This is a genomic window from Lascolabacillus sp. (genome assembly GCF_028696275.1).
GTDB lineage: Bacteria > Bacteroidota > Bacteroidia > Bacteroidales > Dysgonomonadaceae > Proteiniphilum > Proteiniphilum massiliensis.
Genome location: NZ_JAQVHI010000002.1, coordinates 77,653 through 101,336, shown reverse-complemented (window position 1 = coordinate 101,336; position 23,684 = coordinate 77,653). Strand labels below are relative to the sequence as shown.

At 34.4% G+C, this 23,684-nt stretch carries 19 protein-coding genes; 12 read left to right on the top strand and 7 right to left on the bottom strand.

Annotated features, from left to right (window positions below; genetic code table 11):
- Positions 1-31: 31 nt before the first annotated feature.
- The 8 genes from PHO43_RS01395 to truA all read left to right on the top strand — a co-directional run bounded on the left by PHO43_RS01395 (position 32) and on the right by truA (position 8,261).
- The gene (locus PHO43_RS01395) at positions 32-343 is read left to right on the top strand and encodes an FtsB family cell division protein (RefSeq protein WP_288008806.1); all 312 of its coding nucleotides are present in this window, start codon (positions 32-34) and stop codon (positions 341-343) included.
- A 61-nt stretch (positions 344-404) separates the two neighbouring features.
- A complete protein-coding gene (locus PHO43_RS01390) occupies positions 405-737 on the top strand; it encodes a hypothetical protein (protein WP_052673158.1) in 333 nt (110 codons plus the stop codon).
- A 21-nt stretch (positions 738-758) separates the two neighbouring features.
- On the top strand, positions 759-2,048 hold the full coding sequence (locus PHO43_RS01385; RefSeq protein ID WP_288011034.1) for a sigma-54-dependent transcriptional regulator: 1,290 nt from the start codon (positions 759-761) through the stop codon (positions 2,046-2,048).
- A gap of 10 nt (positions 2,049-2,058) precedes the next feature.
- Positions 2,059-4,551: an ATP-binding protein gene (locus PHO43_RS01380; protein ID WP_288011032.1), complete on the top strand. Its 2,493-nt coding sequence runs from the start codon at positions 2,059-2,061 to the stop codon at positions 4,549-4,551.
- A gap of 1 nt (position 4,552) precedes the next feature.
- Positions 4,553-5,452, top strand: a complete 900-nt coding sequence (gene xerD, locus PHO43_RS01375) for a site-specific tyrosine recombinase XerD (protein ID WP_045089688.1) — start codon at positions 4,553-4,555, stop codon at positions 5,450-5,452.
- 129 nt (positions 5,453-5,581) lie between these two features.
- Complete coding sequence (dnaN, locus tag PHO43_RS01370; protein WP_045089687.1) at positions 5,582-6,709, top strand: DNA polymerase III subunit beta; 1,128 nt, start codon at positions 5,582-5,584, stop codon at positions 6,707-6,709.
- 18 nt (positions 6,710-6,727) lie between these two features.
- Positions 6,728-7,498: a 3'-5' exonuclease gene (locus tag PHO43_RS01365; protein WP_045089686.1), complete on the top strand. Its 771-nt coding sequence runs from the start codon at positions 6,728-6,730 to the stop codon at positions 7,496-7,498.
- Between the two features lie 13 nt (positions 7,499-7,511).
- Positions 7,512-8,261 carry a tRNA pseudouridine(38-40) synthase TruA gene (truA, locus tag PHO43_RS01360; RefSeq protein ID WP_053826243.1) on the top strand — a complete coding sequence of 250 codons (750 nt, stop codon included), beginning with the start codon at positions 7,512-7,514 and terminating at the stop codon, positions 8,259-8,261.
- Positions 8,262-8,364: 103 nt separating this feature from the next.
- Here truA and rho read toward each other — a convergent pair whose 3' ends face one another.
- Together rho and PHO43_RS01350 are read right to left on the bottom strand one after the other, a co-directional pair.
- A complete protein-coding gene (gene rho, locus PHO43_RS01355; RefSeq protein ID WP_045089684.1) occupies positions 8,365-10,323 on the bottom strand; it encodes a transcription termination factor Rho in 1,959 nt (652 codons plus the stop codon).
- Between the two features lie 298 nt (positions 10,324-10,621).
- Positions 10,622-11,668, bottom strand: a complete 1,047-nt coding sequence (locus PHO43_RS01350; RefSeq protein ID WP_154904817.1) for a DUF6340 family protein — start codon at positions 11,666-11,668, stop codon at positions 10,622-10,624.
- Positions 11,669-11,921: 253 nt separating this feature from the next.
- Here PHO43_RS01350 and PHO43_RS01345 point away from each other — a divergent pair, with 253 nt between their 5' ends.
- The 4 genes from PHO43_RS01345 to PHO43_RS01330 all read left to right on the top strand — a co-directional run bounded on the left by PHO43_RS01345 (position 11,922) and on the right by PHO43_RS01330 (position 16,470).
- Positions 11,922-12,794 carry an electron transfer flavoprotein subunit beta/FixA family protein gene (locus tag PHO43_RS01345; RefSeq protein WP_053826245.1) on the top strand — a complete coding sequence of 291 codons (873 nt, stop codon included), beginning with the start codon at positions 11,922-11,924 and terminating at the stop codon, positions 12,792-12,794.
- A gap of 50 nt (positions 12,795-12,844) precedes the next feature.
- Complete coding sequence (locus PHO43_RS01340; RefSeq protein WP_045089681.1) at positions 12,845-13,864, top strand: electron transfer flavoprotein subunit alpha/FixB family protein; 1,020 nt, start codon at positions 12,845-12,847, stop codon at positions 13,862-13,864.
- A 49-nt stretch (positions 13,865-13,913) separates the two neighbouring features.
- On the top strand, positions 13,914-15,641 hold the full coding sequence (locus PHO43_RS01335) for an acyl-CoA dehydrogenase family protein (RefSeq protein ID WP_045089680.1): 1,728 nt from the start codon (positions 13,914-13,916) through the stop codon (positions 15,639-15,641).
- Positions 15,642-15,876: 235 nt separating this feature from the next.
- A complete protein-coding gene (locus PHO43_RS01330) occupies positions 15,877-16,470 on the top strand; it encodes an RNA polymerase sigma factor (RefSeq protein WP_053826246.1) in 594 nt (197 codons plus the stop codon).
- 983 nt (positions 16,471-17,453) lie between these two features.
- Here PHO43_RS01330 and PHO43_RS01325 read toward each other — a convergent pair.
- The 5 genes from PHO43_RS01325 to PHO43_RS01305 all read right to left on the bottom strand — a co-directional run.
- Positions 17,454-17,798 carry a DMT family transporter gene (locus tag PHO43_RS01325; RefSeq protein ID WP_045090902.1) on the bottom strand — a complete coding sequence of 115 codons (345 nt, stop codon included), beginning with the start codon at positions 17,796-17,798 and terminating at the stop codon, positions 17,454-17,456.
- Positions 17,799-17,963: 165 nt separating this feature from the next.
- Positions 17,964-19,496, bottom strand: coding sequence for an acyl-CoA carboxylase subunit beta (locus PHO43_RS01320; RefSeq protein WP_045089678.1), 1,533 nt, complete (start codon positions 19,494-19,496; stop codon positions 17,964-17,966).
- An 11-nt stretch (positions 19,497-19,507) separates the two neighbouring features.
- Positions 19,508-20,011, bottom strand: coding sequence for an acyl-CoA carboxylase biotin carboxyl carrier protein subunit (locus tag PHO43_RS01315; protein ID WP_045089677.1), 504 nt, complete (start codon positions 20,009-20,011; stop codon positions 19,508-19,510).
- Positions 20,008-21,513 (bottom strand): acetyl-CoA carboxylase biotin carboxylase subunit, encoded by a 1,506-nt coding sequence (gene accC / locus PHO43_RS01310; RefSeq protein ID WP_045089676.1) that lies wholly within the window; start codon positions 21,511-21,513, stop codon positions 20,008-20,010. The genes PHO43_RS01315 and accC overlap by 4 nt, the downstream gene beginning before the upstream one ends.
- Before the next feature lie 94 nt (positions 21,514-21,607).
- Positions 21,608-23,684, bottom strand: a 2,077-nt coding sequence (locus PHO43_RS01305) for an SbcC/MukB-like Walker B domain-containing protein (protein ID WP_288011030.1), incomplete at its 5' end; no start/stop codon positions are given.

Here is a 23,684-nt window from a genome sequence, read left to right as displayed (position 1 = left end):
TATAAATCAAACCTTCAGTGAACAAGTCTGAATGAAAGATAATATTAAAAAATTTGGGACTAAAAGAGTGGCAGGATTAACTGTAACTCAAATTATCATTCTTTTGGTACTTATTCTTATGCTCTTCTTTTTTAGTGATAGTAATATACTAAAAAGATTAAGGAATGAATCTCAAATAAAAGACCTGGAAGCACAGATTGAATTTTATCAGAACCAGTCAAAGTCAGACAAAGAGAAATTAGATGAATTACAATCAAACACAGATGACCTTGAAAAGTTTGCTCGTGAGAATTATTTCATGAAAAAAGAAAACGAAGAAATTTTTATTATTGATCATAAATAAAATAGTAGCTTTTGCATTTGATCATTGAAGATTTGAAAATATGAATCAGCTATAAATAATTATGAAAAGTATTTTATTTAAAATATCAGGGATATTAATCCTTTTATCTGCATTACTATTTATGTTTTACCCTTTAGCGGCTTCATGGGTTATGGCATTTTCTGTTGCACTGTTTTCAGTAATTACAGTTACCAGTCCTTACTCCGGCAAGAGCATAAGAGGAAAAAGACTTTATAACTTCCAGATATTATCATGCCTGTTAATGATTGCTGCTACCTATCTGATGTTTAAAAACAGGAATGAATGGGTATTAGTTATGGTGGCAGGCGGAATATTCTTGTTATATTCCTCCTATGTATTACCTAAAGAGCTCGAAAAAGAAAAAAAGGGGTAATTTACATATGTTTAATTAAAGATGAATAAAACAATACTTGTAATTGATGATAATTTAACCGTTTGCCTGATGTTGAAATCCTGGTTAGTTAAAAAAGGATTCAGTGTTGATACAGCTTCTCATGCCGAAGAAGCTAAAGAGAAGGTAAGGGAGTCCCCATATGACATGATCCTTAGTGATATAATGATGCCAGATACAGACGGGTTTGCATTTTTAAAGTGGGTTAAAAAATATGATCCGGATATTCTTGTTATCATGATGACAGGTTTTGCAGATATTGATTCAGCAGTTGAAGCAATGAAAAACGGTGCAGTGGATTACATATCAAAACCAATTGATCCGGAGAAATTATTCAATAAAATTGATGAAGCTTTTTTAAAGCTTGAAATTTCGAATCGAAATAATCCTGCTAAGAATGACTATATAACACCTCCAGATGAAGATTATAAACAACTATTCAGACAACTAAACAATACAGCAGAAAATAACACACACCTGTTAATATTAGGTGATAGAGGTACAGGGAAGTTTTCAGCAGTAAAATATATATACGAAAAAGGGATTAATGGATCTAAACCGCTTGTTTGTTTGGATGCGAATGATATTGTTAGCAAAAAGAGTAATAAAAGTCAGATAAAAGAGGGAGAATTAAAACTGAAGGAGAAGTTTGAAAATGCAAAGGGTGGTCTCTTTTATGTACGAGAAATAGATCAGCTGAATAATTTTTTGCAGGATGATTTATTAAAAATAATTACAAGACAGAGCAGAGATGAAGAGTTTACTCAGGTTATTTTGAGTTCTGAGAAAAAGCCTGAAGATCTGCAAAAGATACTTATACCTAAACTATACAATCTCATAATAGAGGATTGTGTGATATTACCTTCACTTAAAGGAAGAGCGCAACAGATTATCTTTTTTGCTACACATTTCCTCAGATTTGCAAATTTTACATTAAACAAAGAAATCACAGAAATTGACCCTGTAATTCAGAAGCAACTTGTTGAGTATGATTGGCCCGGTAATATACAAGAGCTTAAAAATATTATTATAAAAGCAGCTTTGCTAACTGAAGAAAGCGTAATAAAAGCTGATTTAATAGATGACCTTTTTAATTATGAAAAATCGAAAGATGAAAGTCAGAAGCCAATTAAAGGAAGTATCCAAAGTCTGAGAAAGGAGTATTACGAGAAAGAGAAAATCTGTCAGGCACTTGAATTGGCAAAAGGAAATAAGACAATGGCTGCTTCTATTCTTAATATTGACAGAAAAACATTGTATAATAAAATAAAGCTATATAATGTAAAGGTATAATCCTTATGTAATGAAGAAAAAAGGGGCTTCAAATATTAAAGTGAGTGTTATATTAAGCTATCTTTTAGTTGTTTCTGTAATGATAACAGGTCTGATAGCTTTATATAATAATCTGGTGGATTTTTCTAATAAGAAAGTACGAAATGAAGATACCTCTGAATTGATTATAGTAGGTAATATTCTCTCTATGCTTTATGAGGTTGAAAGTGAGCAGGACTTGCTGACTTCTGAGGGAGCTGAACAGTATTATGCTAAATATGATTCTCTGATACCTGCTGTGAAAAAGAACCTTGAAAGATTAAAAGAGTACACTGATGATGAAATTAGAAAAAATAAACTTGACAGTATCAGTCTTTTAATGAAAATCAAAAGTGAGAATTTATTAGATATTTCTTCATTACTTGACTCTATTAGTAAATCTCCAAATATTATAAGAGAGACTGATAGTAGATATGTTCCAAAAGAATTAAACAGAGATATCTCAGATTATCTTGAAAAGATAAATATAAGTAATCCAAATATAGCAAGAAGTGATACAATTGTTATTACAGGTGAGCGAAAAAGTTTTATTAATCGTGTCCGCGATGTTTTTAATGCTAAACAGGACTCTACAATAGTAATTGAAAACAAAACCCTGGTACCTGATGTAGAGTTCCGACTTATTGTGGATACAATTATTAATAAAGTTATTTATTCAGAAAGACTTGATTTAAGAAGACAAAGAGAGATTCATACAGATTTGATCAGAAGACAGGAGGTAATGAGTCAAACCAACAGAATGCTCACCTCTCAAATAGATGAATTGTTAAAGAATATTGAACATGAAGAGATTAAAAAATCACTATTATTAATCAGTGAGAGGTCTCGAGCAATATCCAGGTCACAAAATACAATGTTTGTTGTTTCTTTGCTTTCTATAATTTTTGCAATAATTTTCGCAGTATTATTTTTAATTGATATCAATAAAAGTCATCGATATCGCATGCAATTGGAGCAATCCAATAAACGTATAACGGACTTGCTTAGCTACAGGGAGATGCTGATGCTTACAATATCCCACGACATTAAAGCTCCTACAGGTTCAATATTGGGTTATATCGATCTTATGATTGAGGAAAAGGATAATAAGAAGAGCAATTTTTATCTCCAGAATATTAAATTATCAGCCCAAAATGTTTTACAGCTTGTTTCAACATTACTCGACTTTCATAAGCTTGATAAAGGGGGCTGGCAATTACAGGAATCAGAATTTAGTTTATACTCTCTGATTGAGGAATCAACAAATAGCTTCAAGCCCTTGGCTGATAAAAAAGGTCTCGAGTTTAAAGTTGAAAATAAGATACCCGAAGGCATGCTATGTTTTGGTGATAATTACGTTTTATGGCATATTTTCAGTAATCTAATTTCAAATGCAGTGAAATACACCTCTCATGGTCAAATTACAATTCTTGCTAATACACATGAGACAGATTCAAAAACAGTTCTAAATTTTGCAGTTGCAGATACAGGAGAGGGAATTGACATTGAAGATCAGGAGGATATTTTCAACGAGTTCAAGCAATTCATAAAAAATAATAACAAAGGAGAACATGTTGAAGGTAGTGGCTTGGGGCTAGCTATTACAAAAGGATTCGTAAAGGTTGTCAACGGTGAGATTAGTTTTACTTCAACCAAAGGTGAGGGATCTGAATTTGTTGTTGAAATCCCTTTAAATGTTATTACAGATAGAGATAAAGACCGGAAAGGGTTTTCAAAATATGATGATTTGAAAGATGTGTCAATGCTTTATGTTGATGATGATCCTGTTCAATTGAAAATGATGTCAGAGATAGTCCAGAAGAAAGAAATTAATTGTACAACTGAATCAAATCCGGATAATGTATTAGGTATTATAGATAGTAATAATTTTGATATCATTCTCATAGATATTCAATTAGGAGATAAATCAGGCTTTGATTTGGTGAGAAGTGTCAATGAAAAGCTTAGAGATCAAAATGTCGAAATTCCTGTTTTGGCACTTTCTGCCAGATCTGATATTTCTATATCGATGATTCAAGCTGCCGGTTTTAAAGATTTCATAAGTAAACCTTTCAACTTTAATCAACTTTACGAAAAGATTTCAAAATATATAAACAGTTCTTTTATAAACTCTTCTGAGGATTATAATCTTAAGCTAAATGGTGTAAGTGCATTAATTGAGTTTGTAAAAGATGATATTGATGCATCAAGTGAAATACTAAAATCATTTATCAATGAAACCAAGGAAAGTGAGTTGATTCTGAAGAATGCAATAAAGGATAATGATTTTGTGAGTATCAGCAAAATTTCACATAAAATGCTGCCTCTGTTTCGCATGATAGGACATGAGAAGGTAGTCGGCATTATGGAACAGTTAGAGAGGAATAAACATGTAAGTAAGGAAGATATAAACTACTTAATGAATGCTATAGAATATAGTATTGAAGAGGGAGTTGAACTAAGCAGTCATTTAATTAATAAATGATATGAATCTAAAAAATGTCACAGATAAATACCGAAGATATTTACTTTTTGAGAAAGGATTATCTAAAAACACAATTGAAGCATATATCCGTGATTTAAATAAGTTGTTATTATTTATAGAAGAAGAAAAGTTATCTCTTATTTCAATAAAAACATCCGATCTGGAGGAGTTTCTAGCTGGATTATATGATAATAATCTTTCTCCAAGATCCATGTCAAGGGTTATTTCAGCACTAAAATCATTCTTTAGGTATTTTATGCTGGATAATTACAGAGAAGATAATCCAACAGATTTGCTTGATTCACCTAAAACTGGATTGAAATTGCCAGTTGTATTATCAATTGAAGAAATAGATTCGATTCTTTCTGTGATTGATGTTTCAACCTTGGAGGGTACACGCAACTATGCTATCATTGAAACACTTTACAGTTGCGGACTGAGAGTTTCTGAAATAACTAATCTGCGTTTTTCTGACTTATATTTTGATGAAGGATTTATAAGGGTAGTGGGGAAAGGTGATAAACAGCGACTTGTTCCTATATCTGAAACAGCAATTCAAGAGATAAATAATTGGTTGATATATAGAGGTCAGATCTATATAAAGAAGGGTTATGAAGATATTGTTTTTGTAAGTTCTCGAAGAGGTACTGCATTGTCACGTATAACTGTTTTTTATTTTATTAAACAGTATGCAGAGGCTGCAGGTATCAGGAAAGATGTTAGTCCTCATGTTTTTCGTCACTCCTTTGCAACTCATCTCTTAGAGAGAGGTGCGAATATAAGAGTAATTCAGGAAATGCTTGGACATGAGAAAATAGCAACAACAGAGATTTATACTCATATAGACAGAACTTTTTTAAGGCAGGAAATAATTGAACATCATCCAAGAAACAGAAGATAATAGATGAATAAATCAAAATAAAAAGGAGCATTTAAAGAGAGAAGTACAGAAAAAAAGAAATCCTTAAAACAGCCGGAGCTCCAAGAATATTTCATATATTTGCTAAAGAATTAAAAAAAACATACTGACATGAAATTTATAGCATCAAGCGCTACGATGTTGAATCATCTGCAGGCAATTAGTAGAGTCATTAATTCCAAAAGTACATTACCTATACTGGACTGCTTTAAGCTGGAGTTAAAGGGTAATAAGCTTACATTGACTGCTGCAGATAGTGAAACACGTCTGGAAACATGGATTGAAGTGAATAATGCAGAAGGAGAAGGTAGTCTTGCAATCAATGCTAAAAACCTTCTGGATCCTTTACGAGAGCTTCCTGATCAACCTTTAACATTTGATATAAATGATGAAACTCTGGAGGTCTTTATTTATTACCATAACGGAAAATATAATTTTGTAGGATTAAAAGGTGATGAATATCCTGAACCAAAACCTTTGAAAGAAGAGACTTCTATGAGTCTCACAATAGAAGCAGATATGCTAATGTCTGGAATTAACAGAACTGTTTTTGCAACTGCTGATGATGAACTCCGCCCTGTAATGAACGGAATTTACTTTGATATAACATCTGATAACCTCACATTTGTAGCATCAGATGGACATAAATTAGTTCGAGTTACAACCACCGAAGCAAAGGGTGAAGGTCGATCTTCTTTTATTCTACCTAAGAAACCTGCTAACCTATTAAAGGCTCTTTTACCAAAGGAAACAGGTACAGTGACAATAAACTTTGATGAAAATAATGCATATATCACAATGAGTGATTATAAAATGATTTGTCGTTTTGTAGAAGGAAGATATCCGAACTATAACTCAGTGATTCCTCAAAATAACAGCAATACTGTTACATTAGACAGATTAACTCTGCTTAATGCACTAAAGAGGGTGTCCGTATTTTCAAATCCATCAATAGGATTGGTTAAATTGCAATTATCAGAAGAGAAAATAGTAATAACTGCACAAGATATTGATTTTCTCACAGCTGCAGAGGAAACAATAGTATGTTCTTACACAGGAAATGTAATGAATATAGGTTTCAAAGCTGCTTTTTTAATAGAAATATTAGATAACATTCCAAGTTCCGATGTTAGAATTGAATTGTCTGATCCATCAAGAGCCGGACTTATTCTCCCTGTAGAACAAGAGACTAATGAAGATATGCTGACTCTTTTAATGCCGATGATGTTAAATGACTAATCAATTTAAAACGTTAAAATGGAATTAAAGCTGAAAAACCCGTTAGTGTTTTTTGATTTAGAAACTACCGGGATCAATATAACACGTGATCGCATTATCGAAATATCTCTGTTAAAAGTTTATCCTAACGGGAAAGAAGAATCGAGAACCAGACGTATTAATCCGGAAATGCCTATCCCGCCTGAATCAACTGCAATTCATGGTATTACAGATGAGGATGTTAAGGACTGTCCTACATTTAAACAAATTGCTAAATCACTTTCAGAAATGTTGGAGGGATGTGACATGGCAGGATTTAATTCCAGTCGTTTTGACGTTCCAATGTTAGCAGAAGAATTTCTGAGGGCTGGAGTAGATTTTGATATAAGTAAGCGAAAATTTGTAGATGTTCAAATAATTTTCCACAGAAAAGAGCAACGCACTCTTGAGGCAGCATATTCATTCTATTGTAATAAAAAATTAGAGAATGCACATTCTGCTGAGGCTGATGTAATTGCTACATATGAGGTTCTAAAGTCTCAATTGGATCGATATCCTGATCTTGAGAATAGTGTGGATTCTTTATCAAAAGAATATTCAAGTTTTAATAATAATGTTGACTTGGCAGGTCGTATCGTTTTAAACGAGAGTGGGGTAGAAGTGTTTAACTTTGGGAAACACAAAGGGAAACCTGTCTCTGAAGTGTTAAAAAATGAACCGAGTTACTACTCTTGGATGATGGATGGAGATTTTACGCTTAACACCAAACAGGTACTTACTAAGATCCGTTTGAGAGAGATGAATGGTTAATTATTAATTTTCAATGGCGCGTTTCTTTATAACACTCTCATATAACGGGAAAAACTATGTTGGTTGGCAAATACAACCTAATGGTTTAAGTGTGCAGGAAAAGCTGCAATATGCACTATCTACAATTCTTCGTTCAGAAGTTGAAGTTGTGGGTGCAGGCAGAACAGATGCAGGTGTACATGCCAGTAAAATGATAGCACACTTTGATTGGGTTGGAGATCCTTTCTCATCTGAAGATTTGGTTTTCAAACTAAATAGTTTTCTACCTAAAGATATTGCAATCTTTTCAATAAATGAGGTAAAGCCTGATGCGCATGCACGTTTTAGCGCTATTTCCAGAACATATAAATATTATATAACAACAGAGAAAGATCCTTTTCATCATGAACTTACCTATAGAGTGAATTTTATTCCAGATATTGATAAGATGAATGCTCTTTGTCCATTATTAATACAAACAAAGGACTTTACAAGTTTTAGTAAACTTCATACTGATGTAAAAACAAATATTTGCAGTATAGAATATGCCGTCTGGAAACGAATGGGTAATTTATATGTTTTCGAAATAAAAGCAGACCGATTCTTACGCAATATGGTAAGGGCAATTGTAGGAACATTATTGGAAGCTGGCAGAGGACGACTCGACGAGAAAGGTCTCATTAGAATTATAAATGCTAAAAACAGACAAGTTGCTGGTGATTCTGTTCCCGGAAATGCACTTTTTTTGGATAATGTGCAATATCCAGATGATATATGGAGATAAAATAAGAAATTGTTGGACAGGTTTTTGAGTAAAAAGAAATAACGCGGAAAACTTAAAAGTTACCGCGTTATTTTTTTTATAAAAGTGTTAGTTTACTTGATTATCAATCATTCATTGAGATTAAAAATTCTTCATTGTTAGATGTACGTCTTAATCTATTAAGTAAGAATTCCATTGCTTCAACAGAGTTCATATCAGAAAGGAAGTTACGTAATACCCACATACGATTAAGAGTTTCTTCTGATAGTAGCAGGTCATCACGACGTGTACTTGAAGCTATAATATCCACAGAAGGAAAAATTCTCTTGTTGGATAATTTTCTATCAAGCTGAAGTTCCATGTTACCTGTACCTTTAAACTCTTCGAATATTACATCATCCATTTTAGAACCTGTATCGGTAAGAGCAGTAGCAATTATAGTTAGTGAACCACCATTTTCAATATTTCTTGCTGCTCCAAAGAAGCGTTTAGGTTTGTGCAATGCATTTGCATCAACACCTCCTGAAAGTACTTTACCTGATGCCGGTTGAACTGTATTATATGCTCTTGCTAGACGAGTGATAGAGTCTAACAGAATTACCACATCATGACCACATTCAACTAATCGTCTTGCTTTGTTAAGTACTATTTCAGCAATTTTTACGTGATGGTCTGCAGGCTCATCAAAGGTAGACGCAATAACTTCAGCATTAACGCTACGCTCCATATCAGTTACCTCTTCAGGTCTTTCATCAATTAGCAGTATAATCATATACACTTCAGGATGATTGTCAGCAATTGCATTGGCAATATCTTTCAGAAGAACTGTTTTACCAGTTTTAGGCTGTGCCACAATTAATCCACGCTGACCTTTACCTATCGGCGTAAACATATCAACCACCCTGCATGAAAGATTGTCATTATGACCTTTTGTTAAATTGAATTTCTCATCCGGAAATAATGGTTTCAAATGATCAAACGGAACGCGGTCACGTACAGCATCAGGGTTGCGTCCATTTAGTCGATCTACTTTAACCAGTGGAAAAAACTTTTCACCTTCCTTTGGAGGGCGAATTGGTCCCTCTACAACATCCCCTGTGTTAAGCCCAAACAGTCTGATCTGCGACTGAGAGACATATATATCATCTGGTGATGACATATAGTTGTAATCAGATGAACGTAAAAATCCATAACCGTCAGACATAATTTCAAGAACGCCAGAAGCAGTTAAAATTCCATCAAAATCATAAGATGGTTCTTTTTCTTTCTGTTTCTGTGGTTGAGTAGTTAATTGAGACTTTGTCTGTTGATTTTGTTGCTGAGGTTTAGACTGAATTGGGGATGGTGTTATAAGATCCAGAATTGACATCTTTTCAACTGGTGGGATTGCAGCACTTGCTGCTTTTTCTGATTCAGCCTCGGGGTCCTCTGCTACAACAGGTGGCAATGTTACTGGAGCAGGAGCACTCTTCTTTTCTTCATTACGATGTTTAGATGATCTAAATACCAGCTGAATTGGCCTTCCAGTTGGTTTTTGTACAGAGTCATCCTTAATTTCCTTCACATTCTCCTTTTTATCCTGGCTATTGGCAGTTGTGTTTTTAATGATTTCAGGTGTTGATTTTTCTGCCACTTTTTCTACCGCTTTATTTGGAGATTGAGATATATTTTTTGACGGTGTGTTTTTTACACTCTGCTGGTTATCTTTCTTTTCAGTTTGAACAGAAACATTATTTGACTGATTTTGACTTTTAATCAGATCCTTGTTGTTAGTTTCAGATTTTTCAGGTTCAGTTTTTTTTGACTCTACTTTTTTTACTGAAGCTGATTTTGATTCAGATTTATTATCTCTGTTTTTTTGGTTCTTTGTATTATTGTCAGAAGCATTTCTTCCTTTATTACCTTGTCTGGAACCACTGTCAGAGGTTAGTTTTTTAGTTTCAGCAATTGCTTGCTCATCAAGAATTTTATAGATTAGCTCCTCTTTTTTATATGCATCAGGGCGTCTTATTCCCATCTCTTTTGCAAGGACCCGTAATTCTGTTGTAAGCTTTTCATTAAGCTCAATAATGTTATAAGCCATGTAGATTATTTGAAATTCGTTATGGTTATTGAATAAATGATATGTTCGAATTATATCCCGGTTTAATTACGGAGGTATCTATTCCATAAAACGTAAAAAAGCTCGGTGGATATAATTGAGTTTTGAATGAATTTGTAAATAATTAACAGTAGTATGAGTTTATTTTACTGTCGCAGATTCAAAGACAAAGGTACCATTTTTTTTTAATTCACGTAAGAACTTCACTTATTTTTTTTCTAACTGCCTTAATTTAACGTAAAATGTGATAAACAGCAAACGTTAGTAAAAATGGAAGTTATTATTCCCATAAATCAATCCTGTTGGAATTACTTCGCCTTCTTTCAATTTCGTTCATATACAACTGTGACCTTCTTCTTTCCAGTGAATTAGGTGAGGTTGATTCATTGAAAAGTTTATTTGCCTCTTTAGCCCATTCAAATGCTTCTACCATATTGTCTAACATTTCATAGGCAAGAGCTATATTACTTGCTGCTTTAGCTTTTGAAGTTTTGTTTGATTGTAAATTATAAAACGATTCCCATTTAATTATAGCATTATTCCAGTCTGCAACTTTAGCATAAGTTTCACCTTCACGCATATATTTATTCGGCATTGTATAATACCACCTGTCTTGCATTTCCCAATGAGGAGCAAAAACATTGCTCATTTTTTCTGCTGCATGGATTGCTAATAACTTCATCGCCTCTTCTCTTGAAGGCAGTTTTACTTCTGTAAACATTATATTATCCTGCAGATCAAAACCTTCCCAATATAGACTGTCTGTGTATTGAACAGCAGGTATTTTCCCATTCATTGTAGGTAAATATACGCGGATTATTGAATAAATCTTACCCTTCAAATCAGCATATGTAGATCCAAACTGTCTGAAATGCTCTCTCTTATTTGTTTCAATAATAAGCTTATCAAGAGATATAACAGCATCTGATCTTGTTTCACTTTTAATTTCATTCATCCTTTCAGGAGATAGGGGTTTCTCCATAAAAAAATCAGAATCTTCTCTCAGAGGTTTACTATAATATGTTACACGCTGATAATAATCTGCCTCATCAAGAAATTGAGTTAGAGCTTCTGTATAGAAAATTGCTATACTGTCGGATGAAGCTTTTTCTCTTTCTGTACTATTGCTACCTAACTTAATTAGATCATGACCGATTTCATCTGGCTGCTGAACAACATTATTTACGACGGCTACTCTTAGAATATTATCAGGAAGATTTACCTGAGCCGGCTCAAGTGTTTCCACTGTTAAATATTTCAAGCCTGAGCAGCTTGAAAGCAAAATACCTATGATTGAAAATAAAATATAGTGAGAAATCTTTTTCATATTATCTGTTGATCTGTTAAGCACAAAAAGAATACAACAAATATATCACATTTAATTAACATATTTGTTGAAGTAAAGGTTTTTGTAATCAGGTATAGATTATTTATAATATTTCTAACCTGATAAATTGTTATTTTTCTTCGCACTTTGCTTTAATTTTAACTGATTTATATCATCAAAAGAACATTATGAAAAGTGATTTTTTGTATATTTGTACTTTTATGAAAAACTTATAATTGAAACAATCTTAAAGATGGCATTTAACATTATTGTGTTGGCTAAGCAGGTCCCCGACACCCGCAACGTTGGGAAGGATGCTATGAAAGCCGATGGTACAGTGAACAGAGCTGCATTGCCAGCAATTTTTAATCCCGAAGATCTCAATGCGCTCGAACAGGCTCTTGAAGTAAAAGATCGTTTTCCCGGAACAAAAATTACTATTCTTACAATGGGACCGGGGCGTGCAGCAGACATCTTGCGCGAAGGGCTTTTTAGAGGAGCAGATGATGGAGTACTATTAACAGACAGAGCTTTTGCAGGTGCAGATACTTTAGCAACCTCTTATGCTTTATCTATGGCAATTAGAAAAATAGGGAAATTTGATCTTATATTTTCTGGTCGTCAAGCAATAGATGGAGATACCGCTCAAGTAGGACCACAAGTTGCTGAAAAATTAGGCATTCCTCAAATTACATATGCTGAGAGTATTGAAAATATAGAAGAAAAAAGCATAAGAATTAAACGCAGATTAGATAACGGAGTAGAAATTGTTGAATGTCCTCTTCCGGTTCTCATTACTGTAAACGGTTCTGCGCGTTCATGCAGACCAAGAAATGCTAAGTTGTTGCTTAAGTACAAACATGCAAAAACAGTTACAGAACGTCAGGTTCAAAATCTAGATTATATCGATATTTATGATAGTCGCCCATTCCTAAATCTAACCGAATGGAGTGTGGCAGATGTTGAAGCTGATCCTGTTCAGTGTGGATTATCAGGCTCACCTACTAAAGTAAAGAAGACAGAGAATGTTGTCTTTCAAACTAAGGAGAGTAAACATATATCCGACAGCGATTTTGAAATAGAAGAACTAATAAAAGAACTTTTAGAAAATCACACAATTGGCTGAGCAAAGAGTTTAATTAGTAAAAAAATCAGAAAACTATAGAAAAAGTAAGAATGAATAACTTATTTGTATATTTAGAGATTGAAGATGGCATAGTAGCTGATGTCAGCCTGGAACTGTTAACCAAAGGGCGTTCCCTTGCAAATCAACTTGGGTGCAAGGTTGAAGCAATTGCTGCCGGTATTAATCTCGAGAAAGTGGGAGAACAGATTTTCCCTTATGGCGTTGATGTGCTGCATGTTTTTGATGATGAGCGACTAGCACCCTACACAACCTTGCCGCATACATCAATTTTAGTGAAACTTTTTAAAGAAGAACAACCTCAGATTTGTCTTTTAGGAGCAACTATAATTGGTAGAGATTTAGGTCCTCGCGTTTCATCCTCTTTAGGTAGTGGTCTAACTGCCGACTGCACTTCACTTGAGATTGGTAATCATGAAAACAAAAAAGAGGGTAAAGTATATGAGAATTTACTTTATCAGATAAGGCCTGCATTCGGCGGAAATATTGTAGCAAATATAGTAAATCCGGATCATCGTCCTCAAATGGCAACGGTAAGGGAAGGTGTAATGAAAAAAGAGATCTTCGATCCATTCTATAAGGGCGAAACAATTAAATATGATGTAAATGATTATGTAAATGATAAAGATCTAATTGTAAAAATAATCGACCGTCATATAGAGAAGTCAAAAGTTAATATCAAGAATTCTCCAATAATAGTATCCGGAGGTTATGGAGTTGGATCTAAAGAGAACTTCGATTTACTTTATAAACTTGCTGATTTACTTGGTGCCGAAGTAGGAGCTTCAAGAGCAGCAGTTGATGCAGGATTTGCTGAACATGAACGTCAAATTGGACAAACGGGTGTTACAGTTCGTCCTAAGGTATACATAGCATGCGGAATTTCTGGTCAGATACAGCATATTGCCGGTATGCAAGAGAGCTCCATCATTATTTCTATAAATAATGATCCAAGTGCACCTATTAATTCGATTGCAGATTATGTTATTACAGGTGAAGTTGAAAACGTCATCCCTAAGATGATTAAATATTATAAGAAAAACAGTAAGTAAGAAAACCTAAATCTTACCTTAGAAATAAGAAATTGAACAAAAAACAAATATGGCAAACTTTTATACAGATACACCACAATTTCGTCACTATCTTCAGCACCCACTTATGAAGAGAATTGTGGAACTGAGAGAGAGAAATTACACTGAAAGCGAAACATACGATCACGCACCAATTGACTTTGAAGATGCAATGGACAGTTACGACAAAGTACTTGAGGTAGTTGGAGAAATATGTGGAGAAGTAATTGATCCAAATGCTGAAGAGGTAGATCACACTGGTCCCACTGTTTCAGATGGAAGGGTAACTTATGCAACCAATACACAAGAAAATCTTGATGTGCTTATTAAAGCTGAGCTTATGGGGATGCGTTTCGGACGCAAATATGGTGGACTAAATTTTCCTATGGTCCCTTATATGATGAGTGCAGACATAGTAAGTCGTGCTGATGCCAGTTTTCAGAATATATGGATGTTGCAGGACTGTGGTGAAACAATCTACGAATTTGGAGACGAAGCGCAAAAAGATAAATATATATCTCGTGTAGTCAAAGGAGAAACCATGTCTATGGACCTAACTGAGCCAGATGCAGGTTCTGATTTGCAGGCAGTAATGCTAAAGGCTACATATAACGAGAAAGAAGATCAATGGTATCTGAATGGTGTTAAGCGATTTATCACAAACGGTGATGCTGATATTCATCTGGTGTTAGCCCGTTCGGAAGATGGCACTAAAGATGCACGTGGTTTATCAATGTTTATTTACGACAAAAACAGCGGAGGTGTTAATGTACGTCGTATAGAAAATAAGATGGGTATAAAGGGTGCACCAACTTGTGAACTAGTTTATAAGAATGCAAAAGCAGAGCTTGTTGGCAGTAGAAGATTAGGACTCATACGCTACGTAATGTCATTAATGAATGGCGCACGTCTGGGAATTATGGCTCAATCTGTTGGTATATCTGAAGCGGCAACACGTGAAGCATACAACTATGCAATGGAGCGTCGTCAATTTGGTAAAGCCATAATAAACTTTCCTCCTGTGTATGAAATGCTTGCAAATATGAGGGCTAAAACAGATGCTTCACGCACATTGCTTTATGAAACAAGTCGTTTTGTTGATATGTATAAAACACTTGAGGATATTAGTAAAGAACGCAAGCTAACACCTGAAGAGAGGAATGAAATGAAATATTTTTCCCGCTTAGCTGATGCATTCACACCTCTGGGTAAAGGAATGAGCAGTGAATATGCCAATCAGAATGCTTACGATGCAATTCAGATTCATGGTGGATCAGGATATATGAAAGACTATAAGTGTGAAAGACTCTATCGAGACGCACGTATTACCAATATTTACGAAGGTACAACACAACTACAGGTTATAGCAGCTATCAGACATGTTACAACAGGTACGTACCTTCAACGAATAAAAGAATATGAAGCAATGACGGTTGTCCCTGAATTAGAGCCATTAAAGAGAACGCTTGCTGAGATGACTCAGATGTACGAACAACTCACTGAGCTAGTAACTTCACAAAAAGATGATGAATATCTTGATTTCCACGCTCGCAGGTTAGTTGATTGTGCTGCGCATATTATTTGTGGGCATCTTCTTCTTCAGGATGCTAATAAAAATCAGGATCTGTTCCGTAGAAGTGCTGAAGTATACATTCACTTTGGTCATATAGAAGTTATAAAGAACCACAAATTTATTACAGAAGCCAGAGTAGAGGATATAGCATACTATAAGCCTGCTGATCTGGCAGAAGTAAAATAGATTAACTGTTTTAAACAGTTAAATTAAATATAAGGGGCAACAATTAAGTTTGCCCCTTTTTATTTTTTCAACACTCTATATGCTGCAATACGATATGTTTTTTTTATTTCTCTTTCTTGGAATTAGAATTTATTTTGTTTTTCTTTGTTACAGATAAATAACAAACGCAAAAATTAATAGCCTATAAGTCCTCTTTACACAATTAAATTTTACATAACAATTTAATAAGTAAAGCATGGATATTTATTCTAAAATGTCCGATGAGGAACTGGTAGTTTCTTATTCAGAGGGCAATGATATAGCGTTTGACACTCTATTAAACAGGCACAAACAATTAGTTTACAACTACATTTATCACACTGTTAGAGATAACGGTCTGGCAGAAGATATATTCCAGGATACCTTTATCAAAGCAATAATAACAATTAAGCAGGGTAAATATACTGAATCAGGCAGATTTAAATCATGGATAATGCGAATTGCTCATAATCTTATTATCGACCATTTCAGGCAGAAAAAGAATGAGAAAATTATCTCCAATGATGAGAATGAGGCTGACTTGTTTAACAATCCCTCTTTCTGCGAGGAAACTATCGAATCAAAGATGGTTAAAACGCAAGTACTTGAGGATGTTAAGAGACTTATATGTTATCTGCCGGAACAACAGCGTGAAGTATTGGAGATGCGTTATTATAAGGATTTAAGTTTTAAAGAAATTGCAGATATAACCGGTGTAAGTATAAACACAGCACTTGGTCGGATGCGGTATGCAATTTTAAATATCCGAAAAATGGCAACTGACAACCGTATGATACTAACAATAAACTAGATACAGATAATAATTTACCAATACAAAATCTAAATCTAATTCATAAAAAAAGCCCCTTTTTACAGGGGCTTTTAATTATATGGAAGGAGTTCTCTTCTTTTTGCACATTCAGCGCAAATTATGAAGATGTATTCAATTCTTTAGAATTTCTCGAAAATCTAAGATTAGAAATTGAACTTTGAGGTTCAATACTTATCTGTGAGCGGATACTTCAGAATTCAGATACTTCTAATTACTTCCTAATCAGTGTTTGAAGCTGATTAAACAGTTATGAGAAGTATTATATATCATTCGGATCGATAACAATTAATCGTTTGATAATAAATTTCTAAATTGTGAAGCAGAATGAATTATACTAATGTAAAATAATATTCAGCTTAGAATTTATTACTGTCGTTTTCTCCCAATAATGAGATAAGTACGAGTTTGTAATATATTCTAATTTTCGATTTACTCAAAGAACTTACAAACAGCTATTTATACTTTTGATATAAAACAAAACTTTTTAAATCCTATAGTGCATCTCAAGCCAAAAACAACTGTAGTTACAAGTTCACAATTGCAATAGATTTTTTATTCAGTCCATACGTATTAAACTTTTCAGTTTATTACTTCATAAACATTGGAGATTGAACAAATATTATATCCATCACTGGATAAATACTTTTATTCATCTCTAGAATAAGAATCTAACTGATTTGTACAAAATGTCAAAGAACTCCTATTTCTTTTGAATATAAACGAACTCATTATCGTTTTTGTTCATGGCAAATATAATATTTATACAAAATATAAAGCAAATATTTTTACTTGTAATTATAAACAACATATAAACAGGTTGTTAACAACATATCAACAAGTTATCAACAAGCCCCTTCAAATCATTTACAGGACTCACATCAATCGAGAATAAGTATCATATTAATTAAGATTAATACTCAAATCAAATGAAATATAACCACAACTAAAATATAATGAAGACTTTATTTTGCTACTGTAGAGGTTAACTGCAAACCTATTATTGATAATATAAGTGTACTAAGAAAAAAGATTCTCCAAAATGTAACAGGTTCTTTGAAGACTAATATTCCAAGCACAACTGTTCCCACTGCACCAATTCCAGCCCAAACAGCATAAGCTGTACCTGTGGGAATAGGATGTTCACCACCCATCGATTTAAAAAGTAGCAACATACTTAAAGAAACAAATAGGATAAAGGCAATTAACCACCCTAACATATCTTTACCGGTGGTTTGCTGCATCTTTCCAAGACTTAAGGCAAAGAGGGATTCAAATATGCCACCAATAATTAAAATTACCCAATTCAAGTTCATATTGAAGTTATTAACTGATTACTATTATATTAATCATGCAAAGATAATTATATAAATCTTTATAATTTTGAAATAGTTACATACAAAAGTAAAAAGCCCTTCATAGGGCTTTTTATCCAGTACAGTGTCTTTTAGTAAAATAGTCCTGCCAATAATTTTCTAAGAAGGAGGATTACCATGTTTTTTTGGAGGATTGCTTGCAGTTTTGTTAGCAGTCATTTCCAATGCCTGAATCAGTTTAAAACGTGTGTTTTCAGGAAGAATAATCTCATCGATGTAACCTTTCTCAGCTGCTCTGTATGGGTTCGAAAACAGTTCTTTATACTCATTTAGTGCATTCTGACGATCTTCTCCAACAGATGATCGGTAAAGAATATTTACTGCACCTTCTGCACCCATAACGGCAATCTCAGCATTAGGGTAGGCAAGATTGATATCTGCACCTGACTCTTTGGATGACATCACAACATAAGCGCCGCCATAAGCTTTGCGTGTGATCAAAGTTATCTTTGGAACGGTTGCCTCTACATATGCATACATAATCTTAGCACCATGACGAATAATTCCATTGTGCTCCTGATCTCTTCCCGGTAGAAATCCGGGCACATCAACAAAAGTGATTATAGGAATATCAAAACAGTCGCAGAATCGAATAAATCTTGCTGCTTTGTCAGATGCGTCAATATCAAGTACCCCTGCCAGATAAGCTGGTTGATTTGCAACAATACCAACAGGCTTTCCTCCCATTCTTGCATATCCAACTACTACATTTTGAGCAAATTGAGGCATTACTTCAAAGAAATAGTTCTCATCTACAACCTCCTCAATAAGCTTTTTAATATCATAAGGTATATTTGAATCTTCAGGAATCAGTTTATGAATATCCGGAGTCTTTCGATTATTAGTATCACGAGTAGAAGTCATAGGAGGGTCCTCCATATTGTTCGATGGAAGAAAGCTAATCAGCTCTCTGATCATCATAAGAGTCTCTTCTTCATCGTTCCCAACAAAATGCGCAACACCGCTCTTTGAAGAATGTACAGAAGCACCACCTAGCTCTTCTTTTGTCAATTCCTCATGAGTAACAGTTTTTACTACATCTGGTCCAGTAACAAACATATAACTCTCATCCCTGACCATAAAAATAAAATCGGTCAATGCCGGTGAATAACAGGCACCACCGGCACAGGGACCAAGTATTGCGGATATCTGAGGAATTACTCCTGATGATTTTACATTATTATTGAAAATCTCTGAATAGCCGCTTAGTGCCATTACACCTTCCTGAATTCTGGCACCACCTGAATCATTCAATGCAATAATCGGAGCTCCGTTTTTTAGAGCCAACTTCTGTATTTTTACAATTTTATTTGCGTTAGTTCGAGATAGGGAACCTCCATAAACTGTAAAATCGTATGCATATACGTAAACAATTCTCCCATCAATCTTTCCATATCCTGTAACAACACCATCGCCTGGAACCCTATTATTCTGCATATTATAGTTGTGCGAGTCATGCAGTACAAACTTGTCAATTTCAACAAAAGTGTCATCGTCTAAAAGCATGTTGATTCTTTCTCGCGCTGTCTGCTTTCCGGCTTTCTTCTGTTTAGCTATGGCTTTCTCACCGCCTCCATTTTCGGCAGCTTTATCTTTTTCTTTAAAATCTTTATATATATCTTCTAAAGTCATTATAAATCTTTTTAATTGGTTTTAAAAGTAATGAGCAGCTGATCTCTGACTACCGAATCACCCTCTTCAATATGGATCTTCTCAACAATAGCATCCTGTGCGGCAGTATAAGTGCTCTGCATCTTCATTGCTTCTACAACAATTAGTGGATCTCCCTGTTTAACCTCCATATTTTCAGACACTAAAATCTTAATCACTTTTCCTGGCATTGGAGAGATTATCGTCTCCTGTACTTCATCTGTTGAGGACTGCCTGCCTCGGAGATATTTTTTCTGAGGATTTGACAGTTCAATGTCAAAATGACGAAAATTAGTGGTTATTGTATATTTACCATCTGAATGACTGACAGCTTCAGCATTATAAGATCTCCCTTCATGAATTATTGAACAAAATCCACTCTCTGACATTACAACATCAATATCATATATTTTTCCATCTACAGAAATCTCCACCTTATTACCATCTTTGGATATCAGTTCAACATCACGTATCCTGTTTTCAATTTTGGCTCTCATATTCTTAAAACTCCTTTTTGTTTTCCAAATGCACGCCACTTACTTATGGGCTGGTTGTCATTTGCAGCAACTGGTGTATCGTTATTGTTTACTACATAATCAATATAAGCTGCAATAATAGCCATATCCTCTATCTCATCTTCCAGTACATTCCCTTTTTGAAGTTTATTGGTATTCTCATCTATAAAATGGGTGGTGTAATTTCCCTGTACAAATTCAAGATTGTCCATAATACGACGCAGATAATCAATATTGGTTTTAACACCGGTAATCTTATATTCATACAACACTCTTCTCATACGTTCTAGTGCGACATCTCTGTTGGTTGCCCATACTATAAGTTTGCTTATCATTGAATCGTAGAAGATAGAGATTTCGTAACCTGCATATATATGTGTATCAATTCGTACCCCTAAACCCTTGGGAGTTTGAATAGAGTGTATTACGCCAGGTGAAGGGGCAAAATTGTTCTCAGTATCCTCAGCATAAATTCGGCATTCAATCGCATGGCCACGCTGATGCAGCTGATTCTGTCTGAAGCTGATTTTTCTTCCGTTTGCTATATTTATCTGTTCTTTAACGATGTCAACACCAAGTACCTCCTCAGTTATAGGATGTTCAACCTGTAATCTGGTATTCATCTCCAGGAAATAAAAATTCATATCATTATCCACCAGAAACTCAATAGTGCCGGCACCCACATAGTTGATAGATTTAGCTGCTTTTACTGCAATTGCACCCATCGCCAAGCGAGTTTTTTTATCAATAAATGGGGAGGGGCTCTCTTCAATTATCTTTTGATGACGACGCTGAACTGAACATTCACGGTCGTACAGATGCACCACATTACCATGAGTATCACCCAAAAACTGTATCTCCACATGGTGGGGCGATTCAATATATTTTTCGATGTAAACAGAATCGTTCCCGAATGAAGCCATCGCTTCAGACTTAGCAGCATCGTAAGCTTCCTGCAGGTGCTTCTCTTTATAAACAAGTCGCATACCCTTACCACCTCCGCCTGCTGTTGCCTTAATAATAACCGGGAAACCAATTTTACGACAAACTCTGAACAGATCCTTTGGCTTCAGATCCTCAGATGTACCGGGAACTACCGGTACTTTTGCCTCTATCATTTTCTTTCGTGCCGATATCTTATCGCCCATTGCCTCTATACTTTCTGCCGAAGGACCTATAAAAATAATTCCTTCCTCTTTACAGCGACGGGCAAATTCAGCATTCTCGCTAAGAAAACCATAACCTGGATGAATAGCATCCGCTTTAAATTTTTTGGCTGCATCAATAATTTTCTCAATATTCAGGTAACTGTCAGCAGCAGACGCAAGACCTATTTTTACTGCTTCATCAGCATAGGCTACATGTCTAGATGTTCTGTCTACTTCTGAATAAACGGCAACAGTCTGTATGCCCATTTCTTTACATGTTCGCATAACACGCACAGCAATTTCACCACGGTTTGCGATTAGTATTTTCTGTATCATTTATTTTTAATATACGCCTTAATGATTTTTTTTAAAGGAACATATTATGAACAAATATTTATACTATTTGTTTGCATCGGATACAGTTTTAGTACTACTCTTCCCAACTGTAATGAACAATACTGCCTCTTTCTGAACTATTTTCAATGCGTAGATGAACTTCAATTTCCTGTTGCATTTCTTCAACGTGTGAAATAATGCCTACAGTTCGATTTTCCTTTCGTAGTGTTTTTAAAGTGTCAAGAACCACACTTAAAGCCTCTCTGTCCAACGATCCGAATCCTTCGTCCAGGAAGAAGAAGTTCTGATGCGACTGAGTTATCTTCTGAATGTTATCAGCCAGAGCCAGAGCCAGTGATAATGAGGCCTGGAACGTTTGCCCTCCTGAGAGAGTCTTAACACTTCTCTCTTTACCACCATTCATATAATCTCTTATCTGGAAGTTATTTTCCGGGGTTATTTCCAGACTAAGTTTTTGTCTTGTTAACTGGAAGAACCTGTCATTCGCTGCATTACAAAGGTTTTGTAAATAAACAGATGAAATATAGTTTACAAATCCACTGGCTTTGAACAGACTTTTCATCGTCTTCAGATTCTCCGATCTATGCTCAACATCTTCAAGTTCTTTGCGCAATTGATTATGGATTTCTATATTTTTCTTTAAGTTTTTCAAATTAATTTCAATCTCAACTCTTTCTTTAATGAACATATCCAGCTGATCATTAATCAACCTGATTTCACTGTTCAATTTATCATGATAAACCTTATCATATATTTGCCCTCCAACCTCTTTATTAATATGTTCAAATGAAGTACGGTTTTCCAAAAGAGTTTTATAAAACTGATCAACTCTTTTTTTCTCGTTTTGAATATTAATTGACTCAGATAAAATTGTTTTAACCTCTTCAACAGATTTAAAGTCAGAATTTGCCAACTCCGAATCAATATCTTTCTCTATTTTCACAATAGCAGACTTCTCATTCTCTAATTCAATAACATTAGTATCCAGTCTTCCTTTTAATAAATCTCTCTTTTTTCTTTCTTCCTGAAGATTGTCATTATCTATTGTATAAGCTTTTTCAATTCGGTCATGCTCTTTAATTAATTTAGTCTGTTCTTCATAAATCGCAACTTCATTCAACTCATTATATTTTTCAACCTCGATTATCCTCAATTGTCCTTTTAAGGTCAGTAATTCAGTCTTATTTTCTGTTAGCTCCTTTCTCAGATTTTCAAGCTTCACCCTTGCAAGCTCAAGAGTTTTTTCGAGATTCTTAATTTCTTTGGCTCTCTCTTGTAGTTCCAGTTCACATGATTTAATCTTAGCCTGTTTAAGCTCCATCTCACTGAAAGCGGAATCAAGTTCTTCAACCTTCCTGAACTTATCCCAAACAAATAATTTTAAATGAACTGATAAGTTGTTGGTAATTTGATTTTTAGATTTACTTAATTCTTCGAGATGATATACTGTTTCGTTGTAACCTGCTTCAATTAAATTCAATTGCCTTATTATTGAGGAAGTGGTATCAAACTCTTTTTCTAATTCAGTCTTTTCTGTATTGATACTCTCCAGATGCTCTTCTATATCCTCGCTTCTGAATATATCGGGGTGATGCAGAGAACCGCAAAGAGGGCAGGGCGAATTTTCCTGCAGGTTTTCAGCATAAGCTCCCAATTTGGCTTTAACTAAAACATGACCTTCCTGAACTCTTAATTCACTCTGTCTCTTTTTAATTTTATCAAGAGATATTTCGAGATAATGATAATAGTCATCAAAACTCATATCTGCTGAAATCTCACCTTTTTGTATGTAGTCCTTGAGCAGAATATTTTTCTTATTGATTAATTCATTCTGTTTAGCTTTATACTTATCTATTTCTCTGTTAATATCTGAAATCTGTCGCTCAATTAAATTCTTTTCATTGTACCAGTTTCTGATATTTGATAATAAAGCTATATCAGGTAAGTTTTTTCTTAACTCAGTTAAGTTGACATCAAGTTTGTCATTCTCTTCTTTTAAATCTCCAACATTCCGTTCGGTTTTTTTCCAGAAATCAGCTCCCTTTTCAACTCTCGATTCAAGTTCCTTTACACTTTTATCAAGCTGTTTTATTTTAAGTAATGTATCAAGTTCATCAGCTTTACGTTTTAGTTCATCTCTTTTTTCATAC